Origin of the sequence: Pseudomonas sp. TWR3-1-1, assembly GCF_049896545.1 — a bacterium.
Lineage (GTDB): Bacteria > Pseudomonadota > Gammaproteobacteria > Pseudomonadales > Pseudomonadaceae > Aquipseudomonas > Aquipseudomonas weihenstephanensis.
Window position 1 is genome coordinate 690,343 of sequence record NZ_JAFCUO010000001.1, and the last position, 20,014, is coordinate 710,356.

Below are 20,014 nucleotides of genomic sequence, written 5' to 3' on the forward strand. Positions count from 1 at the left end.
ACGGCCGCGCCTGAACCGTGTGCGGTAAATGGCCGCCGTCCCGTGGTTTTTTGTGGGTATTCATTGAGAAGGATCAACGCATGTTTAAGCGACTCATGGCGCTCGCCGCCGTCACTGCGACGTTAATGCTGGCGGGGTGCGGCAATGATTACGGGGTTGACCAACACGGTCAAAAAGTTGCGTCCGAGCGTTTGGACAAGCAGTGGAAGGTCATTAATTACTGGGCTGAGTGGTGTGGGCCGTGCCGGGTAGAAATTCCAGAGCTCAATGCGCTGGAAAAACAGCTGCAAGGGCAGTCGGTGGGCGTGTTCGGGGTGAACTTCGATGGCTTGCAGGGCAAGGAGCTGAGCGATGCGGCGACTGCGCTGGGCATTACCTTTACCGTGCTGGCGCAAGACCCGGCCGAGGTGTTTGATCTGCCACGCAGTGAAGCGCTGCCGGTGACGTTCATTCTCGATGAGAAAGGCAAAGTGCGGGCGCAGTTGCTGGGCGAACAGACCGCGGCGGGCGTGTTGGCCAAGCTCAAGGAATTGAAGGGGTCGTAATCACATCGGTGTACAGGAGCGAACACGCTCGCTCCTGTACCAGGGGATCAGCTTTCTTCGGGCCACAGGCGCAGGGGCTTGCCTTCGGCCGGCCAGAAACGCACTTGCTCGATGGGCGAGATGTCCCAGCGTTCAACGGTTTGCAGGGCCTTGAAGAAGCGTTGCTCCTGCTCCATCAGCGCCGGAGCGCAGGCCTTGCGGGTGCTGCCTACGCCACCGAAGGTCAGTTTATGGCCGTCCAGGGTGTAAGGCGCGAACCAGTGGTTGCAACCACCGCTGCCATACGCGCGGCCTGCATCGTCCAGCGTCACGGTCAAGTGGCTGCGGTCAATCAGCGGGCGTTCGCCAATCCACTCCAGTACGTAGGTGTGGTTTTGCTGCAATTTAACCGGATCACCCGCGCAGCCCATCAGGCTTGCGCCTAGCAGGGCCAGTAAGGTCAGGCGTTTCATGCGCGTTCCTTTTGGCATTGGGGGCACAGGTGTTTGCTGCCTTCGGTGCTCCAGCCCAACTCGGCAATGCGCGCGCTGGCAGCAGGCTTTTGCGCTTTGGTGCCCAGTTTGGCGTCGACCGCAAATTCAAACTTCAGCTCTTTGTCACACGCATCACAGTTGACCTGCCATTCGTGAATCGCCAGTTCGCCGAAGACCGGGCCGTGGGCCACGGCTACCCATTGACCGCGCGGGTTGATCAGGTGACGGACTTTTTCGACCGTCAAACGCATGGCCAAGTCCTTGCTGCCTTTGAGCGTCACAATCAGCACGTCATCGTTTTGAATCGAGCCGCCGTTGCCGGTCACTTGGTAGCGACCCGGCATCAAGGCACGGCATTCGATCAGGGTGTGCTGCGGGCTAAGCAGGTTGTAGCGGAAATCGTGTTCGACCATGGGTCCTCCAAATAGGCCGCTATGCTAGCACGCAGACCTCAAAGCTCCAGGCGTGAGCGCTCAACCTTCGATCAGGTTGTGTGGCGAGCCGCTTTTCCAGGCCTGGATATTGTCCAGCGTGGTGCCCGCAATTGCGCTGAGCGCCTCGCGGGTCAGGAACGCCTGATGCGCAGTGATGATGACGTTGGGAAAGGTCAGCAACCGTGCCAGTACGTCGTCTTGCAGCGGCAAGTCTGAGCGGTCCTCGAAAAACAGCTGGGCTTCTTCTTCGTACACATCCAGGCCCAAATACCCGAGCTGGCCGCTTTTGAGCGCGTCGATCAGGGACGGGGTGTGCACCAGTGCGCCACGCCCGGTGTTGATCAGCATTGCGCCGTGTTGCAGGGTGGCGAGGCTGTCGTGGTTGATCATGTGTTTGTTTTCGCTGGTCAGCGGGCAATGCAGGCTGATGATGTGCGAACCGGCAATCAATTCGGCCATGCTCACGTATTCAGCGCCAAGTGCCAGCAAGGCGGGGTTGGGGTACGGGTCGAAGCACAGCAGCTTGCAACCAAAACCGGCCATGATTTTGCCGAACGTGGCACCGATTTGCCCGGTGCCGACCACGCCGACGGTCTTGCCCACCAGATCGAACCCGGTGAGGCCGTGCAGGGTGAAATCGCCTTCGCGGGTGCGGTTGTAGGCCCGGTGCAGACGGCGGTTAAGCGCCAGAATCAACGCCACGGCATGTTCGGCCACCGCATGCGGGGAATACGCAGGCACGCGCACCACGCTTAACCCCAGACGCTTGGCGGCCAGCAGATCGACATGGTTATACCCCGCCGAACGCAGGGCGATCAGGCGCGTGCCCCCGGCTGCCAATTGTTCAAGCACCGGGGCGCTCAGGTCGTCATTGATAAAGGGGCACACCACCTCGTAGTCATGGGCCAGTGCGGCGGTGTCCAGGCTCAGGCGCGCCGGTTGAAAGTGCAGCTCAAAGCCTGCGTGCTGCGTGGCGGCGGTAAAGCTGTCGCGGTCGTAGGTTTGGCTGCTGAACAGAAGGATGCGCATGAGGGTCTTCCTTGGTTGAGGGTGGGGCTAGGCGGTGCTTCGCGCTTCATTGGACAGGCGCGTGATGGCCTGATCCAGTTCGTCCAGCGCGGCGTAAGCGTTAGGGTTGTCTTGCTTGAGTAAGGTCTCACTGCGCTGGCAGGCGGCACGCAATTGCGGCACACCGCAGTAACGCGTCGCGCCGTGCAAACGGTGGACCCGCTCAATCAGTGCGTTGTTGTCTCGCGCTTCACGGGCCTGGTGGATGGCCTGTCGGTCAGCTTCCAGGGATGCCAGCAGCATGGCGAGCATGTCGGCGGCCAGGTCAGCCTTGCCGGCCGCCAGACGCAGACCTTCGTCGTGGTCGAGGACCGGCAGTTTGGCGTTATTGCGCCCAGGCTCGGGGCTGCTTTCGCTGACTTGGTTGAGCAGCGCAAGCCCGGTCCACTTCAGCACTACCTGGCCCAGTTGGCGCTCACTGATGGGTTTGGTCAGGTAGTCGTCCATGCCGCTTTGCAGCAGCGCACGTTTTTCGTTGGCCATGGCGTGGGCCGTCAGGGCGACAATCGGCAGCGGGGTGGATTGCCCCTCGCTCTCCCATTGACGGATCACTTCGGTGGTATCGCGACCGTCCATGCCAGGCATTTGTACGTCCATCAGCACCAGATCGAAGGCCTCGTTCTTGATCGCATCGACGGCGGCATAGCCACTGTCCAGTGCGGTGACCTTGGCACCCATGTCTTCCAGCAAAGTCTGTACCAGCAGCAGGTTGGCCGGGTTGTCGTCGACGCACAAAATGCGCGGCGCACGGCTGGCCAATAGCCCGATGGGTTCGTTGCGGGTTTGCCGAGGCTCGATCAAGTCCGCTAACGTGCGGCGAAGTTTGCGTGTGCATGCCGGTTTTGACTGCAATTGGTCATGGGCGTTGGGCACCGATGCGCCGAACAACTGTTGTTCAGTGGTAGGGCACAACACCAGCACTTTGCAGCCCAGGTGTTCGAGATCCCAGATGTGCTGGTTCAGACGCTCTGGCGGAATGTCTTTGGCGGTGACGCCCAGCACCACCAGTTCGAATGCCTGCTCTGTCTGGTGTGCGCTGGTCACACTGTTGCAGAGGTTTTCCAGGGTGTTGAATGGCGTGACGTCCAGCCCGCAGTCTTCGAGCTGATGCTGCAAGGCCTGGCAGGCCAGATCGTGTTTTTCCAGCAGGGCCACGCGACGGCCCAGCAGCGGGGCGCCCGGCAGGTCTTCGACATCATCCCGGGCTTTGGGCAGGCTGACGCTGATCCAAAACACAGACCCTTCGCCGGGGGTGCTCTCGACGCCAATTTCGCCCCCCATCTGCTCCACCAGGCGCTTGGAAATCACCAGTCCCAGACCCGTGCCGCCGGGTTGGCGGGACAACGAGTTGTCGGCCTGGCTGAAAGCCTGGAACAGCGCGCGCACATCCTGACTGGTCAAGCCGATGCCGGTGTCCTGAACGCTGATGCGCAGTTGCACGCTGCCGTCATTTTCATCCACGTCTTCGAGCATGGCGCGCACGGCAATCGTGCCTTCACGGGTGAACTTGATGGCGTTGTTGACCAGATTGGTCAGGATTTGCTTGAGTCGCAGCGGGTCGCCAATCAACGACAGCGGGGTATCGCGGTACACCAGGCTCACCAGCTCCAGGCCTTTTTCGTGGGCGGAGGGGGCGAGGATGGTGAGCGTGTCTTGCAACAGGTCGCGCAGGTTGAACGGCGTGCTGTCGAGCACCAGTTTGCCGGCTTCGATTTTTGAGAAGTCGAGAATTTCGTTAATGATGCCCAGCAGGTTGTCGGCCGACTTTTCAATGGTGTGCAGGTAGTCGAACTGGCGCGGGGTCAACTCGCTTTTTTGCAGCAAGTGGGTAAAGCCCAGAATGCCGTTGAGCGGGGTGCGAATTTCATGGCTCATGTTGGCCAGAAACTCGGATTTGATGCGGCTGGCTTCAAGGGCCTCTTTGCGCGCCAGGTCCAGCTCAAGGTTCTGGATTTCGATGGTTTCAAGGTTTTGGCGCACGTCTTCGGTGGCTTGATCAACGCTGTGTTGCAGTTCTTCCTGAGCGTTTTGCAGGGTTTCGGCCATGCGATTGATGCCCGATGCCAGCTCATCCAGTTCGTGACTGCCCAAGGGCGGCAAGCGGGTTTGCAGTTGACCGTCTTTGAGTTGCGCGACCGCCTGTTTGATCTGGCCCAACGGTGCATTGATGGTGCGGCTCATGCGCAGCGCCAGCAGAGCGCTAAACACCAGGCCGCTGACAATCAGCAGCAAGCTGGCAAACAAACTGCGGTAGCCGCGCAGCAACATGCTGCTGTGGGACAGTTCAAGTTCGACCCAACCCAGCAGGCGATGCGCTTCGTTGGGAATGACGTCACCGGCCAGGTTGCGGTGGCGGCCAAACACCGGCAATAGATAGCGGGTGGCGTCGTTGTCGGTACGTTGCAGCAAGTGCGTGCTGTTGCCCTGCGGGGCCTGATTGAGCATGACCGGCCCGGCATGGGCGAGGATTTCGTGATTGGCGTCGAGGAACGACACGGCACGCACATCTTGCTGCTCAAGCGACTCGGTGGCGATGCGCGCCAACAGGGCGGTGTCATGACGGCCCAGCGCGGGGGCCACCAGCGGCGCGAGTTGCTCGGCAATCATTTCACCGCGTTGCAGCAGTTGAGCCTGTAACTCCGATTGTTGCAGCCAGGTGAAATAGCCGCCGAGCAGCATCGCCATCAAGCTGACGGGCACTAACGTGAGCAACAATACGCGGCCTTTGATACCCAGATTTTTAAGCACGCAACTCTCCAGCTCCACGTCTTTCTGATTTTTTGCCCCGCGCATCCGGCGCGGGTTTGCTGGCAGTGTAGCGATTTGACTATCACCCCACGCGCAGAAATTTCAAGTTCAGGCCCTGCCTTTGATCGACATCAGCCCCGCTTACCCCTGTGCCGGTTGCTCGCGCAGGCTCAATCTTGAATAATCGCCGATTGAGAATGACTTGCAGACGCTAATGAATCCCGTCGTAATCAGCCCCTCCCGCCTTTTGGCCATTGAAGATGACCCCGTGCTGGGGGCCTATCTGCACGAGCAGTTGCAGCGCAGCGGCTTTGAGGTGGTGTGGTGCCAAAACGGCCAGCAAGGTTTGGCCCTCGCGCAACACGAACACTTTGACGTGGTGCTGATGGACATTCTGTTACCCGGCATGAATGGCCTGCATGTGCTCACGCAATTGCGCCAGACCCACGCATTGCCGGTGATTCTGATGTCGGCGTTGGGCGCGGAGGCTGACCGTATCAATGGTTTTCAATTGGGCGCCGATGACTACTTGCCCAAGCCGTTCAGCATGGCCGAGCTTGAGGTGCGTATTGCCGCCATTTTGCGGCGGGTGGCGCTTGATCGCACGCCCCGAACCAGCGTTTTGTCCGTGTCGCCTGCGGTTGAAGACGAACTGTTTATGGATGACAGCGCCAGCGACGTGCGCTACGGCGCGCAGTGGGCCGGGTTGACGCGCAGTGAGTACCGCTTGCTCGACACCCTTAACCGTCATGGCGACGAAGTGCTGAGCAAAGCTTTTCTTTATCAGCATGTGCTGCAACGTGGCTACGCGCCGCATGATCGCAGCCTGGACATGCACATCAGCCAAATTCGTCGCAAGCTCAAAACCCTCGGCTATCACGCGCGTGAAGTGCGCACGGTGTGGGGCAAGGGCTACGTGTTGAGCGCCAATGATGCGCTATAAGGTGCCGGGCAAACACTCGGTGTTCTGGAAGCTGGCGTGCCTGTTGGTTGCGTTCTGCCTGCTGATGATCTGGCTCAGTTGGTCTTGGGGACGCTACATGGACAAGCGCACCGGGTTTCTGTCCCAGGAGGCGCGCAGCACGCTGCTGCGGTATGCGAGCGAGGCCGAAAGGGCCTGGGAAAGCGGCCAGCAAGCCGGTGTCGACCAATGGTTGCAAGCGCTGGGGCAGGTAGAGAGCGGCTGGATCGGGGTCATCGGCCAGGATTTGCAGTCGCTGAGCAGCTACCCGCTCAGAGATGCCGAAAGTCAGCGTTTGACCTTTTTGCGCGGTCTGGATTGGCCCGTCAGCCATTTGAAGGCCGCGCGGCCGTGGATCAAGGTGCCGTTCCCGCGCGACTCATCGTTGGGGTATCTGGTCATCGAGTTGCCGCAACGTTTTATGCCGGGGCGCTCGCAGTTCATCTGGCGCATCATCACCAACGGCGTCATCCCCGGTTTATTCACGTTGCTGCTGTGCGTCGGCCTCTATCGGTTATTGATCGTGCCGCTCAATCATCTGCGCGAACAGGCCAATGCCTGGCGCGCCGATCAATTGGGCGCGCGGCTGTCGAGCCAGACCACCAGTCGTCAGGATGAGTTGGGCGATTTGGGGCGTGCGTTTGACCAAATGTCCGAGCGTTTGCAAAGTACCGTCAGCCAACAGCAACAGTTGCTGCGCGATTTGTCCCATGAATTGCGTACGCCTTTGAGCCGCTTGCGGGTGGCGTGTGACAGCGAGCAGGGCGAAGCCGCGTTGCGCGAACGCTTGAGCCGCGAAGTGGACGGCATGCAGCGGCTGGTCGAAGACACCCTGCAACTGGCGTGGCTGGATGCCGAGCGCGGGCCGTTGCCGCTGGAAGACATTCAAGTGCAGGCACTGTGGGAAATGATCAGTGAAAACGCGCGCTTTGAAAGTGGCTGGACCGAGGACCGTCTGCCCTGTTTCGTGGAGGCCGATTGCTGGGTGCAGGGCCATCTCAATAGCTTGGCGCAAGCCCTGGAAAACATCCTGCGCAATGCGATTCGTCACTCACCGCCTGAGGGCGTGGTCAGTTTGAGTGGGCAGCGTGAGGGCGATATGTGGCACTTATGGCTCGACGATCAGGGCGGCGGCGTGGCGCCACAAGAGCTGGAGCGAATCTTTGCACCGTTTATCCGCCTCGATGGTTCACGCCCCGGTGATGGCGGGTTTGGGCTGGGCTTGAGCATTGCGCGCAACGCCTTAAGGCTACAGGGCGGCAGTTTGTGGGCTGAGAATCACGGGCCGGGGTTGCGCGTGCATTTGCGTCTGCGAGTCTGTGAGCCTTCAGACCAAAAGCTTGCTTATAGCCTTTAGCCATAAGCTGCGCACTTTGCGTGATATGGGCAATTGGCGTTTGTCGGTATGATGTGCGGCCCCGCAGTCCGGATTGCGAATACGCCATGACCTTGCAGTACCCCACTATCGCCGACTGCGTCGGCAACACGCCGCTGGTGCGCTTGCAGCGCCTGGCCGGCAACACCACCAATACCTTGTTGCTCAAGCTCGAAGGGAATAACCCGGCGGGTTCGGTCAAGGACCGGCCTGCGCTGTCGATGATTGACCGTGCTCAAACGCGCGGCCAGATCCAGCCCGGCGATACCCTGATCGAAGCCACCTCGGGTAATACCGGTATCGCATTGGCCATGGCCGCCGCGATCAAGGGTTACAAGATGATCCTGATCATGCCCGACAACTCCAGCGCCGAGCGCAAGGCCGCCATGACGGCCTACGGTGCCGAGCTGATCCTGGTCTCCCAGGAAGAGGGCATGGAAGGTGCCCGCGACCTGGCCGACACGTTACAGGCCCAAGGCCGTGGCAAGGTGCTCGATCAGTTTGCCAACGGCGATAACCCCGAGGCGCACTACACCAGTACCGGCCCGGAAATCTGGCGCCAGACCGAAGGCACCATCACCCATTTCGTCAGTTCGATGGGCACCACCGGCACCATCATGGGCGTGTCGCGCTTCTTGAAAGAGCAAAACCCGAACGTACAAATCGTCGGTTTGCAGCCGATGGAAGGCGCCGCCATCCCCGGTATCCGTCGCTGGCCGACCGAATACCTGCCCAAAATCTATCAGGCCGATCGTGTAGACCGCATCGTCGACATGGCTCAGCGTGAAGCCGAGGACGTGATGCGCCGACTGGCCCGCGAAGAAGGCATCTTCTGTGGTGTGTCGTCGGGCGGGGCGGTGGCAGCGATGTTGCGCTTGTCTGAGGAAGTCGAGAATGCGGTCATCGTCGCCATCATTTGTGACCGTGGCGACCGTTACTTGTCGACCGGCATTTACGATGCGCCTAACTGATGGCTAAGCAAGAGAGAGGCCTGCGTTTCCAGCCAACGGGTGGCACCAAAGCCGCGCAAGTGCCGACAGGCAAGAAACAACGTGTGCGCATTGAGCGTCTGGCCAACGACGGCCGTGGCATTGCCTTTATCGAGGGGCGTACCTGGTTTGTGTCGGGCGCCCTGGCCGGTGAAGAGGTTGAGGCGCGGGTGTTGGGTGCTCACGGCAAAGTGGTTGAGGCGCGCACCGAGCGCGTGTTCAGCGCCAGTGAGGTGCGCCGTGCCGCGCCGTGTGCCCATGCCGGACGATGTGGCGGATGCAGCGTGCAACATATGCCCCACGAAGAGCAGCTCGCACTGAAACAGCGCATGCTCACCGAGCAATTGTCGCGTGTGGCCGGGGTAGAACCCGACGAGTGGGCGGCGCCCTTGACCGGTCCCGAGTTTGGCTATCGCCGTCGCGCCCGCATTGCGGTGCGTTGGGACGTGCGGGCCAAGCATCTGGAGGTCGGTTTTCGGGCTGCCGGCAGTCAAGACATCGTGGCAATTGATCACTGTTTAGTGCTGGTACAGGCTTTGCAACCTATCATGACCGGGCTGCCCGCCATGTTGCGTCAGTTGAGCAATCCCAAGGCGCTGGGCCATGTCGAGTTGTTCAGTGGCTCGGCGATTGCCGTGTTGTTGCGGCACATGGCGCCCCTCAACGAGGCAGACATGCAGGTGTTGCAGGCGTTTTGTGCAGCCCATGACGCTCAATTGTGGCTGCATGGCGACGGCGATCCACAGCCGGTCGATGCGCAGCAACGCTTGGGCTACCGTTTAGAGCAATGGGATTTGGAGTTGGCGTATCGGCCCGGTGATTTTGTTCAGGTCAACGCAGGCGTCAACGAAGCCATGGTGGCGCAGGCGCTGACATGGCTTGCGCCACAGGCCGAGGAGCGGGTGCTTGACTTGTTTTGCGGGCTGGGTAATTTCGCCTTACCTCTGGCCAAGCAGGTTCGCGAAGTGGTGGCCGTTGAGGGGGTTACGACGATGGTCGAACGCGCCGGGCAAAACGCGGTCACTAACAACCTGCATAATGCAGCGTTTTTTCAGGCTGACCTGTCGCAGCCGCTGGCGAACGCACAATGGGCCAAACAAGGGTTTGCTGCTGTGTTGCTCGACCCGCCCCGCGACGGCGCTTATGAAGCAGTACGCACGTTGTCTGGCCTGGGGGCCAAACGTTTGGTGTATGTGTCGTGCAACCCGGCCACGCTGGCGCGCGACACGGTTGAGCTGATGAAACAGGGTTATCGGTTAAAACGTGCCGGAATCCTCGATATGTTTCCGCAAACCGCGCATGTCGAGGCAATGGCGTTATTTGAAGCAGACTAGGACGGTCTGTCTATTTCGACGGGCCCGCAGTTCCACGCGACTTGGCCCAGTGGCGTGGAGTTGGGATTCGGGTCGGTGATTTCGGCGCATTGAATGTGCGCCGTAGGGAAGGTAAGCAAGATGGTACAGGTCAGAGCACACCAGCCGATCAACACTGACGGCAGTCTCAACCTTGAGGCATGGCTTGACCATGCCGTGAGCGTTGACGTCGCGCTGGACCGTGAAGCCTTGAAAGAAGCCTGTGAGTTTGCACGCGAGGCCGAACAACAAGCCAATGCGGCGAAAAACCTGTGGACCGAGGGCACGTCGAGCTTTCGGACCGGGTTGGAAATCGCTGAAATCCTGGCGGACCTCAAGCTGGACCAGGATTCGTTGGTCGCCGCGATTTTGTATCGCGGCGTACGTGAAGGGCAGATTCAACTGCCCGCAGTCAGTCAGCGTTTTGGTCCGGTGGTGGCCAAGCTGATTGATGGCGTGCTGCGCATGGCGGCCATCAGCACCAGCCTCAGCCCGCGCCAGTCTATGGTGCTGGGCACGCAGGGACAGGTTGAAAACCTGCGCAAAATGCTGGTGGCGATGGTCGATGACGTGCGTGTGGCGCTCATCAAGCTGGCTGAACGTACCTGCGCCATACGGGCGGTCAAGAATGCCCCGGACGAGAAGCGCAATCGCGTCGCCCGTGAGGTGTTCGATATTTATGCGCCACTGGCGCATCGCTTGGGCATTGGCCATATCAAGTGGGAGCTGGAGGACTTGTCCTTTCGCTACCTTGAGCCTGAGCAATACAAACAGATCGCCACCTTGCTGCATGAGCGTCGCCTTGATCGCGAGCGCTTTATCAGTGATGTGATGAACCAGTTGCGCACCGAACTGGTGGCCACCGGGGTGGACGCTGACATCAGCGGTCGGGCCAAACATATCTATTCCATCTGGCGCAAGATGCAGCGCAAAGGCCTGGCCTTCAGCCAGATCTATGACGTGCGTGCCGTGCGCGTGCTGGTGCCCGAAATGCGCGATTGCTACACCGCGCTGGGGATCGTCCACACGTTGTGGCGCCACATCCCCAAAGAATTCGACGACTACATCGCCAACCCTAAAGAGAACGGCTATCGCTCGCTGCACACCGCCGTCATCGGCCCTGAGGGCAAAGTGCTTGAGGTGCAGATTCGCACCCACGCCATGCACGAAGAAGCTGAACTGGGCGTGTGTGCACACTGGCGTTACAAGGGCACCGACGTTAAAGCCGGCTCCAACCAGTACGAAGAAAAAATCTCGTGGTTGCGCCAAGTGCTGGAGTGGCACGAGGAACTGGGCGACATCGGTGGTCTGGCCGATCAGTTGCGGGTCGATATCGAACCGGACCGGGTCTACATCTTCACGCCCGACGGGCATGCCATCGACTTGCCCAAAGGCTCGACGCCACTGGACTTCGCGTATCGGGTACACACCGAAATCGGCCATAACTGCCGGGGCGCGAAGATCAACGGGCGCATTGTGCCGCTCAACTACAGCCTGCAAACCGGTGAACAGGTCGAGATCATCACCAGCAAACACGGCACGCCGAGCCGCGACTGGCTGAACCCCAACCTGGGCTACATCACCACCTCGCGGGCGCGGGCCAAGATTGTTCACTGGTTCAAGTTGCAGGCGCGTGATCAAAACGTTGCGGCGGGTAAAACCCTGCTTGAACGTGAACTGGGGCGCTTGGGCCTGCCGGCCGTCGATTACGAGAAGCTGGCCGACAAAGCCAACATGAGAACCGCCGAGGACATGTATGCGGCGTTGGGCGCGGGTGACTTGCGTTTGGCGCAGTTGATCAACCTCGCGCAGCAAATGGTCGAGCCGGAACGCGGCAACGAGCAAATGGAGCTGATCCCGCGCAAGGCCACGGGTTACAAACCGGGTAAGCGCGGCGACATCCAGATCGAAGGCGTGGGCAACTTGCTGACGCAAATGGCTGGCTGCTGCCAGCCGCTGCCGGGCGATGCGATTGTCGGTTACATCACCCAGGGCCGTGGTGTGAGCATTCACCGCCAGGACTGCCCTTCGGTGTTGCAACTGGGCAGTCGCGAGCCGGAGCGAATCATTCAGGTCAATTGGGGCCCGATTCCGGTGTCGACCTACCCGGTGGATATCGAGATTCGTGCGTACGACCGTTCTGGTTTGCTGCGTGATGTGTCGCAGGTGCTGCTCAACGAACGCATTAACGTACTGGCCGTCAACACCCGCTCGAACAAAGAGGACAACACGGCGTTGATGTCCCTGACCATCGAGATTCCGGGGCTGGATGCGCTGGGGCGTTTGCTGGGGCGTATTTCGCAACTGCCCAACATCATCGAAACCCGCCGCATCGGGCGCAGCGAGCCACGCTGATGCGCAGCCGCTGGCGCAGGCTTTGAATACCGCCTGCGCCAGCGCTACGGGGTTTGAGTGCACATTAGAAGAGATCCGCGATGTACAACCTCGACGACTTGCTCCATCTCATGGCCCGGTTGCGTGACCCGCAGTACGGTTGCCCGTGGGACATCAAACAAACCTACAAGACGATCGTGCCCTACACCCTTGAAGAGGCCTACGAGGTCGCCGATGCCATCGAGCAAGGTGACTTTGAGCACCTGCAAGGCGAGTTGGGCGATTTGTTGTTTCAGGTGGTGTATTACAGCCAGCTGGCGCGCGAAGAAGGGCGTTTTGAATTTGCCGGGGTGATCGACAGCATCACCCGCAAGCTGATCCGCCGTCATCCCCATGTGTTCCCGACCGGTGATTTGTATGCGCCGCTCGACGTTCCGCGCCTGAGCGAAGAACAGGTCAAGCTGCGCTGGGAGCAGATCAAGGCCCAAGAGCGGGCAGAGAACGCCGAACGTCCTGAGCAGCTGTCATTGCTCGATGACGTGCCAGTCGCGTTACCGGCCTTGTCGCGTGCCGCCAAATTGCAGAAGCGCGCCGCGCAGGTCGGTTTTGACTGGCCTGCGGCCTTGCCGGTGCTGGACAAGGTGCGCGAAGAACTCGACGAAGTGCTTGAAGCGATGGCGGACAACGATAGTGCTGCGATTCACGATGAAATCGGCGACCTGCTGTTCTCGGTGGTCAATCTGGCCCGGCACCTTAAAGTTGACCCTGAAACCGCCCTGCGCGGCGCTAACGCCAAATTTGACAGACGTTTCCGGTTTATCGAACAGGCATTGCGCGATACCCTGCGTCCCATTGAAAATTGCACCCTTGAAGACCTGGACGCCCTGTGGGGCGAAGCCAAGCGCCAGGAAAAGAATTTACCCAGCTGCGGCTGAGTTTGCCTAAGTGAGTAAGTAGATGAGCATTTCCCTACGCGACCAGTTGCTCAAAGCCGGACTGGTCAACGAGAAGCAGGCCAAGCAGGCCGGCAAAGAAAAGCAAAAACAGCAGCGCCTGGCCCACAAAGGCCAGATCGAACTTGACGACACTCAGCAGCGCCTGGCGGCAGAAGCCAAGGCCGAGAAGATCAAGCGTGATCAGGAACTCAATCGTCAGCAGCAAGAAAAGGTCGAGCAAAAGGCCCGCGCTGCCCAGATCAAGCAATTGATCGAAGTGTCGCGCTTGCCCAAGTTGACCACTGAGGACTACTACAACTTCGTGGACGACAAGAAGGTCAAGCGCCTGTCGGTCAACACGTTGATGCGCAACAAGCTGGCCAATGGTTCGCTGGCGATTGTGCAGCATCAGGGGGGCTACGAAGTGATCCCGCGCGAGGCCGCGCTGAAGATTCAGGAACGTGATCCGCGCCGTATCGTGCAACTGAACATCCTGGTCGAACCGAAAACACCGGAAGAAGACGACCCGTACGCGGCTTACCAGATCCCTGACGACCTGATGTGGTAACGGGGCGCTCGGTACACGGTAAGTTGGTGTAGCCGTTGCCGTAGGCGACGTCCGGTTGCGCAGCAATCGTTAACGTGCGAAGGCGGTGTTTATGAAGGACCGCGTTGCATGGCTTGACGACCGCTTCGCGCCCGGACGCAGCCTCGCATTACTCGTCAGCGACTACACGGTCAGTTGGTGTAGCCGTTGCTGAAGGCGACGTCCGGTTGCGCAGTAATCGTCAATGTTGCTGACGTCTGAAACACCGAGTTGAATGGCTTGACGACCGCTTCGCGCCCGGACGCAGCCTCGCATTACTCGTCAGCGACTACACGGTAAGTTGGTGTAGCCGTTGCCGAAGGCGACGTCCGGTTGCGCAGTAATCGTTAACGTGCGAAGGCGGTGTTTATGAAGCACCGAGTTGAATGGCTTGACGACCGCTTCGCGCCCGGACGCAGCCTCGCATTACTCGTCAGCGACTACACGGTAAGTTGGTGTAGCCGTTGCCGAAGGCGACGTCCGGTTGCGCAGCAATCGTTAACGTGCGGACGGCGGTGTTTATGAAACACCGCGTTGAATGGCTTGACGAGCGCTTCGCGCCCGGACGCAGCCTCGCGTTACTCGTCAGCGACTACACGGTCAGTTGGTGTAGCCGTTGCTGAAGGCGACGTCCGGTTGCGCAGCAATCGCAGGCCTGAGGGTCGCGGTGCATCAAATACAACAAACCCCGCTTCGGCGGGGTTTGTGTTTTCAAGACAGTAGTTTCAGTACTTCAGGCCTGACGTTTCTGCGCTTCTAGCTGTTCCAGCTCGGCTTTGTAGTTGTGAGCGTCGCTTTCGCGGTGAAACATACCGACCAATATGTCTTCCTGGTGAACATCCCACAGGTGTACGCCGTGGGCGACAAGTTGGTGAAACATACGTGAATCGTCGCGCTCAGTTACTTTGATAGTCATCTGCTTGCTCCAAATTCTGATGAGGTATGCGGCAAGTCGTCGCAGGCCTTCTTTATAGAATCTGTTAGCTTCCTAAGTAAATAGGTATTGCACAGGGTGTCATCTGCCGGGAATTCGTGAAATCCACGCAGGCCACGGTTGGCGCGGTGTTTAGCGATTTGGCCAATAGTTTTATGACAAAAGCTTCATCTTGCGCGGGCATATCCGGGCAAAAAAAACCTCGCCGAAGCGAGGTTTTTTGCAGCCCGAAGACGGTCGTGACTCAGTTGCCTTTGACCGACTGGCCGTTCACCGTGCCGTCGAGCAGCATGATGTTGTATTCCTTGCCGTCTTTTTCGACCTGACGCAGTTTGACCAGCAGGCCGTCCCATTTTTTGGCGAACCACATTTCGGTGATGCGCTTGTTTTGGGACGGATCACGCACACGCTCGACCTTGATCGCGTCTACTTTGCCTGCTTTGGTGTCGACCACTTCAGGCCCAATGACGCGAAAGTCATAGGTGTCCACGTCGTTGCCATCAACCACTTGATAGCTCATGGACTTTTTACCCGCCAGTACATCGCGCTGAAGAGCCAACTGGTAGGTGGACTTGTCGAGCATGCCGGTCAGCAGCTTTACGTTTACCGCTTCGCTGTTGTCGGTGCCGGTCACCGTCATGTCCGACCAGTCAAACTTGAGGTCGATGTTTTTGCTTTTACCCAGCCCGCCACGCTTGAAGTGGTAGGTCAGGGGAACCGGTTTGTCTTTGTCCAGCTTGAGGGTGCTTTCTTCGTTCAGGCTGGCCACCAGCATCGACGCCTGGAAGTTCAGGGTCCAGACGTTGTCGGCGCCTTTGGTCAGGCTGCGCTCTGCCGAACCGCTCATGGGTAACTGTTTCCAGTCGGCGGTGTAGCTGGCTTTGAAAGGCTGAAGATCGGCCGCTTGCACTGCTGGGATGGCCAGCAAGCTAAGGGCAAGGAGCAGGGCACGACGCATAAAATCTCCTAGATTTGTATCTGGTGGCCGCTGGCCGGGAGTAATTGACCGTCCAATAATGCGCCTTGTTCGTTGAGAGACAAACGACCCTCTGCAAACCAGCGCACTGCAAGCGGGTAAATCAGGTGCTCTTGGGTGTGAACCCGTTGCGCCAGACTGCTTGGCGTGTCCTCGGACTCTACCGGTATCACTGCCTGTACGACCAGTGGGCCGCCATCGAGTTCCTCGGTAACAAAGTGCACGCTGCAACCGTGCTCACGATCACCCGCTTCCAATGCGCGCTGATGCGTGTGCAGGCCTTTGTATTTGGGCAATAAGGAGGGATGGATATTGAGTAGCCGCCCTGAGTAGTGACGCACGAAATCAGCGCTGAGGATGCGCATGAAGCCGGCCAGGACCACCAGGTGCGGATTGAATTGGTCGATGATTTTGATCAGTGCAGCATCGAAGGCCTCGCGGCCCTCGAATGCTTTGTGATCCAGTACGCGGGTGTCGATACCCGCGTCTGTGGCGCGTTGCAGGCCGTAGGCATCGGCGCGGTTGGAAATCACCGCGCGAATCGTGGCCGGGCTGCCCTTGACGTCATCGCTGTCGATCAAGGCCTGCAAGTTGCTGCCGGTGCCGGAAAGCAGCACCACTACATCACAGGTATCAGGCATTAGTGCGCCTTGAGGTTTTGCAGCTCAACTTGTGCAGCGCCTTCAGCGGCTGTTGCAATACTGCCGATGACCCAAGGCTGCTCGCCGGCTTCACGCAGTACGTTCAGCGCGGTTTCAACGTCGGCCTGAGCCACGCAGATCACCATGCCGACGCCGCAGTTGAGCACGCGGTGCATTTCGTTTTCGTCCACGTTGCCTTGCGCTTGCAGCCAGTCGAAGACGGCCGGGCGCTGCCAGCTGGCCACGTCAACCAGGGCTTGAGCGCCTTTTGGCAGCACGCGCGGGATGTTGTCCAGCAGGCCGCCACCGGTGATGTGGGCCATGGCTTTGACCACGCCGGTTTCTTTGATCAGCTTGAGCAACGGCTTCACGTAGATACGGGTCGGGGCCATCAGCAGGTCGGTCAGTGGCTTGCCGTCCAGCTGGGTGTTTTCGATGTCGGCGCCCGACACTTCGATGATCTTGCGGATCAGCGAGTAGCCGTTGGAGTGCGGGCCAGAAGATGGCAGGGCGAGCAGGGCATCGCCAGCAGCCACTTTGGAGCCGTCGATGATTTCGGATTTTTCGACCACACCGACACAGAAACCGGCCAGATCGTAGTCTTCGCCTTCGTACATGCCTGGCATTTCAGCGGTTTCGCCGCCTACCAGCGAGCAACCGGACAGTTCGCAGCCCGCGCCGATACCGGTAACCACTTGGGTCGCGGTTTCTACGTTGAGCTTGCCGGTGGCGTAGTAGTCGAGAAAGAACAATGGCTCGGCGCCGCATACGATCAAGTCGTTCACGCACATGGCAACCAGGTCGATGCCGATGCTGTCGTGCTTGTTCAGGTTCAGTGCCAGACGCAGCTTGGTGCCTACACCGTCGGTGCCGGAAACCAGAACAGGCTGCTTGTAGCCAGCAGGAATTTCGCAGAGGGCGCCAAAACCGCCGAGGCCGCCCATCACTTCCGGGCGTGCAGTGCGCTTGGCCACGCTCTTGATGCGTTCGACCAATGCTTCACCGGCGTCGATGTCTACACCGGCGTCTTTGTAGCTCAGGGATGGTTGCTTGCTCATTAATCCAGGCCTTTAGGGGGGATTCGGGGAGGTCGACCGATCTCAGAGGGCCCGCTGGCAAGTGCTCATCGTTGGGGATAGAGCATTTGCCGGGTGCCCGGCTGTCGCCGGTCTGCGAAGGCGCGCGATTTTATCAGGCTTGAAGGGCAGCGGCCATCCTCGGGCCGACGGGCAGGGTTATATAGCGCGAAAAAAACCTTTTTTAGTCGTACTGGCCGCTGCGCGCAGCTCTGTATAAGGTATACGGGTTCACTTTTGATTTTTTATGGCTGGATGAAAACCGCTGTGGCCGGGTGAATGATTGGGCGCGTGCCCTGTCTGAAGCCTGCTTGCGTATTTTTCTCGGGTCTTTCAAGACTACTTTTTTGTCGTCAGGAATCTTTCATGCGTTTTCATCATTTTTTAGCGGCGGGCTGCTTGTCATTTTTCAGTCTGGCGAGCCATGCCGAAATTCTGACCAATCTGTATCAGGTGCGTGAGCCGGTGAGCAGTCAATCACCCGAAGAGCGCACTCAGGCGACACAAAAAGCGTTAGAAACCTTGGTGCTGCGCCTGACCGGCGATGCCAAGGCGGTGCAAAGCCCGGCACTTGAGGCGGTGCGCAAAGACCCGCAGCAGATCATCAGCCAATACGGCTACGACGCAGGGCCACCTGAAAGCCTGCAAGTGGATTTCGACCCGATGAGCACGGAGCGTGCGTTGCGTCAGGCCGGTTTGTCGCTATGGGGCAGCAACCGTCCGGCGTTGCTGAGCTGGTGGCTTAACGATTCGGTCGACGGCTCAAGCCTGGTGGGCGACGGGCAATCGGCCGCCGAACCCTTGCGCCGCGCCGCACAGCACCGAGGTTTGCCGTTGCGCCTGCCGCTGGCGGACTTGAACGAACAGTTGGTGGGCACGGTCGAAAATCTGGAAGGCACTAATCCTGCACCTTTGCGCGAAGCGTCTGAGCGTTATGGGGCCGATGCCCTGCTGGCGGTGCATGCGCGTGAAGAGGGCGGCCAATGGCAAGCCAAATGGCGTCTGTGGCTGGGCGATCAGCAGGAGCAAGGCAGTGCGCAGGCAACTGATCAGGCAGCGTTGGCCGATGCGGTGATGTTGGCGGTGAGCGAGCGTCTGGCGCCGCGCTACGTGGTCAAGCCGGGTGTCTCGAGCGACCAGTTGCTTGAAGTGCAGGGCATGACCCTTGAGCGCTATGCCTCGCTGGGCCGTTTGCTCGTACCGTTTGGCGGACAGCTCAAGCGTGTCGAGGGTGACCGGATTGTGTATCAGGTAAACGGCAGCGCCGAGCAGTTGCGCTCGCAACTGGGGTTGGCGCATTTGCAGGAAGTGTCAGCGCAAGAAGTGCCCGCTGTGACGGACGCCGGACAGCCGCCTGCGGATAACCCGGCCGTGCAGCTACGTTTTCGCTGGTAGGTTTTTTCTTCTCTATAAAGGATGGGTGCTTGATGACGGATTCGCGGCGATGGGTATGGTGGGGCGTGGCGCTGGTGTTCGCCCTGTTTGTGTATTTTCTGCATCCGATACTCACGCCGTTTCTGGTCGCGATTGTGCTGGCTTACATGTTCGATCCGGTGGTTGATCGTCTTGAAAGGGTGGGTTTTTCCAGGACCTGGGGCGTGGTCACGGTGTTTGCGCTGTTCACCATCATCGTGACAGCGCTGGTACTGGTGCTGGTGCCGCTGTTGGCCAAACAGCTGATGAAGCTCTATCAACTGGCGCCGCAAGTGCTCGACTGGTTGCAGAACACCGCGATGCCGTGGGCACAGAGCAAGTTTGGCCTGAGCGACGGGTTCTGGAAGTTCGACAAGATCAAGGCTGCGATCACCGGGCACATGGGCCAGGCCTCAGACATCGTGGGCATTGTGCTGTCACAGGCAACGGCATCGAGTCTGGCGCTGATCGGTTTTATGGCCAATCTGGTGCTGATCCCGGTGGTAGCGTTTTACCTGCTGCGTGACTGGGATGTGCTGCTGAACAAGATCCGCAGCTTGCTGCCGCGTGATCGCGAAACGCAAATTGTGTCCCTGGCCAAGGAATGTCATGACGTGTTGGGGGCGTTTGTGCGTGGCCAGTTGCTGGTGATGCTGGCGCTGGGTGTCATCTACTCGGCGGGCTTGATGATGCTGGGCCTGGAGTTGGGGCTGTTGATCGGCTTGATGGCGGGCATCGCCGCCATCGTGCCGTATATGGGTTTTATCGTCGGCATTGGTGCGGCGTTGATCGCGGGGTTGTTCCAGTTTGGTGGCGATCTGTACCCGATGCTCGGGATCGTGGCGGTGTTCATGGTCGGTCAGGCGCTCGAAGGCACGGTGCTCACGCCATTGCTGGTGGGCGACAAAATTGGCATGCACCCGGTGGCGGTGATTTTTGCGATTTTGGCGGGCGGTGAATTATTCGGTTTCACCGGTGTGTTGCTGGCCTTGCCCGTGGCCGCCGTGATTATGGTGCTGGTGCGCCATGTGCAAGATATCTACAAGGATTCGCAGGCTTATAAGGGCACCGAAGACCCTGAGTTGTAAGTGTTTGTTGCGTTAATAAAGGCAGGTCAGTCAACGCGCTGGCCTGCCTTTTTGTTTAGCGTGGCGTGCGCGAGGGCGCAAAAAAA

The 20,014-nt window shown here is 59.4% G+C and carries 18 protein-coding genes; 10 read left to right on the plus strand and 8 right to left on the minus strand.

The window, feature by feature from the left end:
- Nucleotides 1–80 precede the first annotated feature (80 nt).
- A complete protein-coding gene (locus tag ACP7A4_RS03310; RefSeq protein WP_048362845.1) occupies nt 81–545 on the plus strand; it encodes a TlpA disulfide reductase family protein in 465 nt (154 codons plus the stop codon).
- 47 nt (nt 546–592) lie between these two features.
- On the opposite strand, the gene ACP7A4_RS03315 is transcribed toward ACP7A4_RS03310, so the two are convergent.
- From ACP7A4_RS03315 to ACP7A4_RS03330, 4 genes are read right to left on the minus strand one after another with little or no spacing between them, the layout of a single operon-like run.
- Nucleotides 593–997: an META domain-containing protein gene (locus tag ACP7A4_RS03315; RefSeq protein WP_048362846.1), complete on the minus strand. Its 405-nt coding sequence runs from the start codon at nt 995–997 to the stop codon at nt 593–595.
- Entirely contained in the window at nt 994–1,431 is a 438-nt protein-coding gene (locus ACP7A4_RS03320; protein ID WP_426245515.1) for a hypothetical protein, read from the minus strand. The genes ACP7A4_RS03315 and ACP7A4_RS03320 overlap by 4 nt, the downstream gene beginning before the upstream one ends.
- A gap of 60 nt (nt 1,432–1,491) precedes the next feature.
- Nucleotides 1,492–2,481, minus strand: coding sequence for a 2-hydroxyacid dehydrogenase (locus ACP7A4_RS03325; protein ID WP_426245517.1), 990 nt, complete (start codon nt 2,479–2,481; stop codon nt 1,492–1,494).
- A gap of 27 nt (nt 2,482–2,508) precedes the next feature.
- Nucleotides 2,509–5,268 carry a response regulator gene (locus ACP7A4_RS03330; protein WP_426245519.1) on the minus strand — a complete coding sequence of 920 codons (2,760 nt, stop codon included), beginning with the start codon at nt 5,266–5,268 and terminating at the stop codon, nt 2,509–2,511.
- Nucleotides 5,269–5,482: 214 nt separating this feature from the next.
- Here ACP7A4_RS03330 and ACP7A4_RS03335 point away from each other — a divergent pair, with 214 nt between their 5' ends.
- The 7 genes from ACP7A4_RS03335 (at nt 5,483) to ACP7A4_RS03365 (ending at nt 13,782) form a co-directional block, all read left to right on the plus strand.
- Nucleotides 5,483–6,211 (plus strand): response regulator transcription factor, encoded by a 729-nt coding sequence (locus ACP7A4_RS03335; RefSeq protein ID WP_426245521.1) that lies wholly within the window; start codon nt 5,483–5,485, stop codon nt 6,209–6,211.
- The gene (locus ACP7A4_RS03340) at nt 6,201–7,586 is read left to right on the plus strand and encodes a histidine kinase sensor domain-containing protein (protein WP_426245888.1); all 1,386 of its coding nucleotides are present in this window, start codon (nt 6,201–6,203) and stop codon (nt 7,584–7,586) included. The genes ACP7A4_RS03335 and ACP7A4_RS03340 overlap by 11 nt, the downstream gene beginning before the upstream one ends.
- Before the next feature lie 86 nt (nt 7,587–7,672).
- Nucleotides 7,673–8,575 carry a cysteine synthase CysM gene (gene cysM / locus ACP7A4_RS03345; protein ID WP_059761807.1) on the plus strand — a complete coding sequence of 301 codons (903 nt, stop codon included), beginning with the start codon at nt 7,673–7,675 and terminating at the stop codon, nt 8,573–8,575.
- Nucleotides 8,575–9,927: a 23S rRNA (uracil(1939)-C(5))-methyltransferase RlmD gene (gene rlmD / locus ACP7A4_RS03350; protein ID WP_059761808.1), complete on the plus strand. Its 1,353-nt coding sequence runs from the start codon at nt 8,575–8,577 to the stop codon at nt 9,925–9,927. The genes cysM and rlmD overlap by 1 nt, the downstream gene beginning before the upstream one ends.
- Nucleotides 9,928–10,047: 120 nt before the next feature.
- Nucleotides 10,048–12,300 carry a GTP diphosphokinase gene (relA, locus tag ACP7A4_RS03355; RefSeq protein ID WP_048362854.1) on the plus strand — a complete coding sequence of 751 codons (2,253 nt, stop codon included), beginning with the start codon at nt 10,048–10,050 and terminating at the stop codon, nt 12,298–12,300.
- Nucleotides 12,301–12,380: 80 nt separating this feature from the next.
- A complete protein-coding gene (mazG, locus tag ACP7A4_RS03360) occupies nt 12,381–13,214 on the plus strand; it encodes a nucleoside triphosphate pyrophosphohydrolase (RefSeq protein WP_059761809.1) in 834 nt (277 codons plus the stop codon).
- A 22-nt stretch (nt 13,215–13,236) separates the two neighbouring features.
- Nucleotides 13,237–13,782: a DUF2058 domain-containing protein gene (locus ACP7A4_RS03365; RefSeq protein WP_048362856.1), complete on the plus strand. Its 546-nt coding sequence runs from the start codon at nt 13,237–13,239 to the stop codon at nt 13,780–13,782.
- Nucleotides 13,783–14,533: 751 nt separating this feature from the next.
- Here the strand turns inward: ACP7A4_RS03365 and ACP7A4_RS03370 are convergent.
- The 4 genes from ACP7A4_RS03370 to purM all read right to left on the minus strand — a co-directional run bounded on the left by ACP7A4_RS03370 (nt 14,534) and on the right by purM (nt 17,409).
- The gene (locus tag ACP7A4_RS03370; RefSeq protein ID WP_048362857.1) at nt 14,534–14,716 is read right to left on the minus strand and encodes a hypothetical protein; all 183 of its coding nucleotides are present in this window, start codon (nt 14,714–14,716) and stop codon (nt 14,534–14,536) included.
- A 262-nt stretch (nt 14,717–14,978) separates the two neighbouring features.
- Nucleotides 14,979–15,692, minus strand: a complete 714-nt coding sequence (locus ACP7A4_RS03375; protein ID WP_048362858.1) for a DUF3108 domain-containing protein — start codon at nt 15,690–15,692, stop codon at nt 14,979–14,981.
- 8 nt (nt 15,693–15,700) lie between these two features.
- Nucleotides 15,701–16,351, minus strand: a complete 651-nt coding sequence (gene purN, locus ACP7A4_RS03380) for a phosphoribosylglycinamide formyltransferase (RefSeq protein WP_059761810.1) — start codon at nt 16,349–16,351, stop codon at nt 15,701–15,703.
- Complete coding sequence (purM, locus tag ACP7A4_RS03385) at nt 16,351–17,409, minus strand: phosphoribosylformylglycinamidine cyclo-ligase (protein WP_059761811.1); 1,059 nt, start codon at nt 17,407–17,409, stop codon at nt 16,351–16,353. The genes purN and purM overlap by 1 nt, the downstream gene beginning before the upstream one ends.
- A gap of 384 nt (nt 17,410–17,793) precedes the next feature.
- Between purM and ACP7A4_RS03390 the strand changes: the two genes are divergently transcribed.
- Nucleotides 17,794–18,822, plus strand: coding sequence for a DUF2066 domain-containing protein (locus ACP7A4_RS03390; RefSeq protein ID WP_426245526.1), 1,029 nt, complete (start codon nt 17,794–17,796; stop codon nt 18,820–18,822).
- A 32-nt stretch (nt 18,823–18,854) separates the two neighbouring features.
- Nucleotides 18,855–19,928 carry an AI-2E family transporter gene (locus tag ACP7A4_RS03395; protein WP_203302836.1) on the plus strand — a complete coding sequence of 358 codons (1,074 nt, stop codon included), beginning with the start codon at nt 18,855–18,857 and terminating at the stop codon, nt 19,926–19,928.
- The last annotated feature ends 86 nt before the right edge of the window (nt 19,929–20,014 follow it).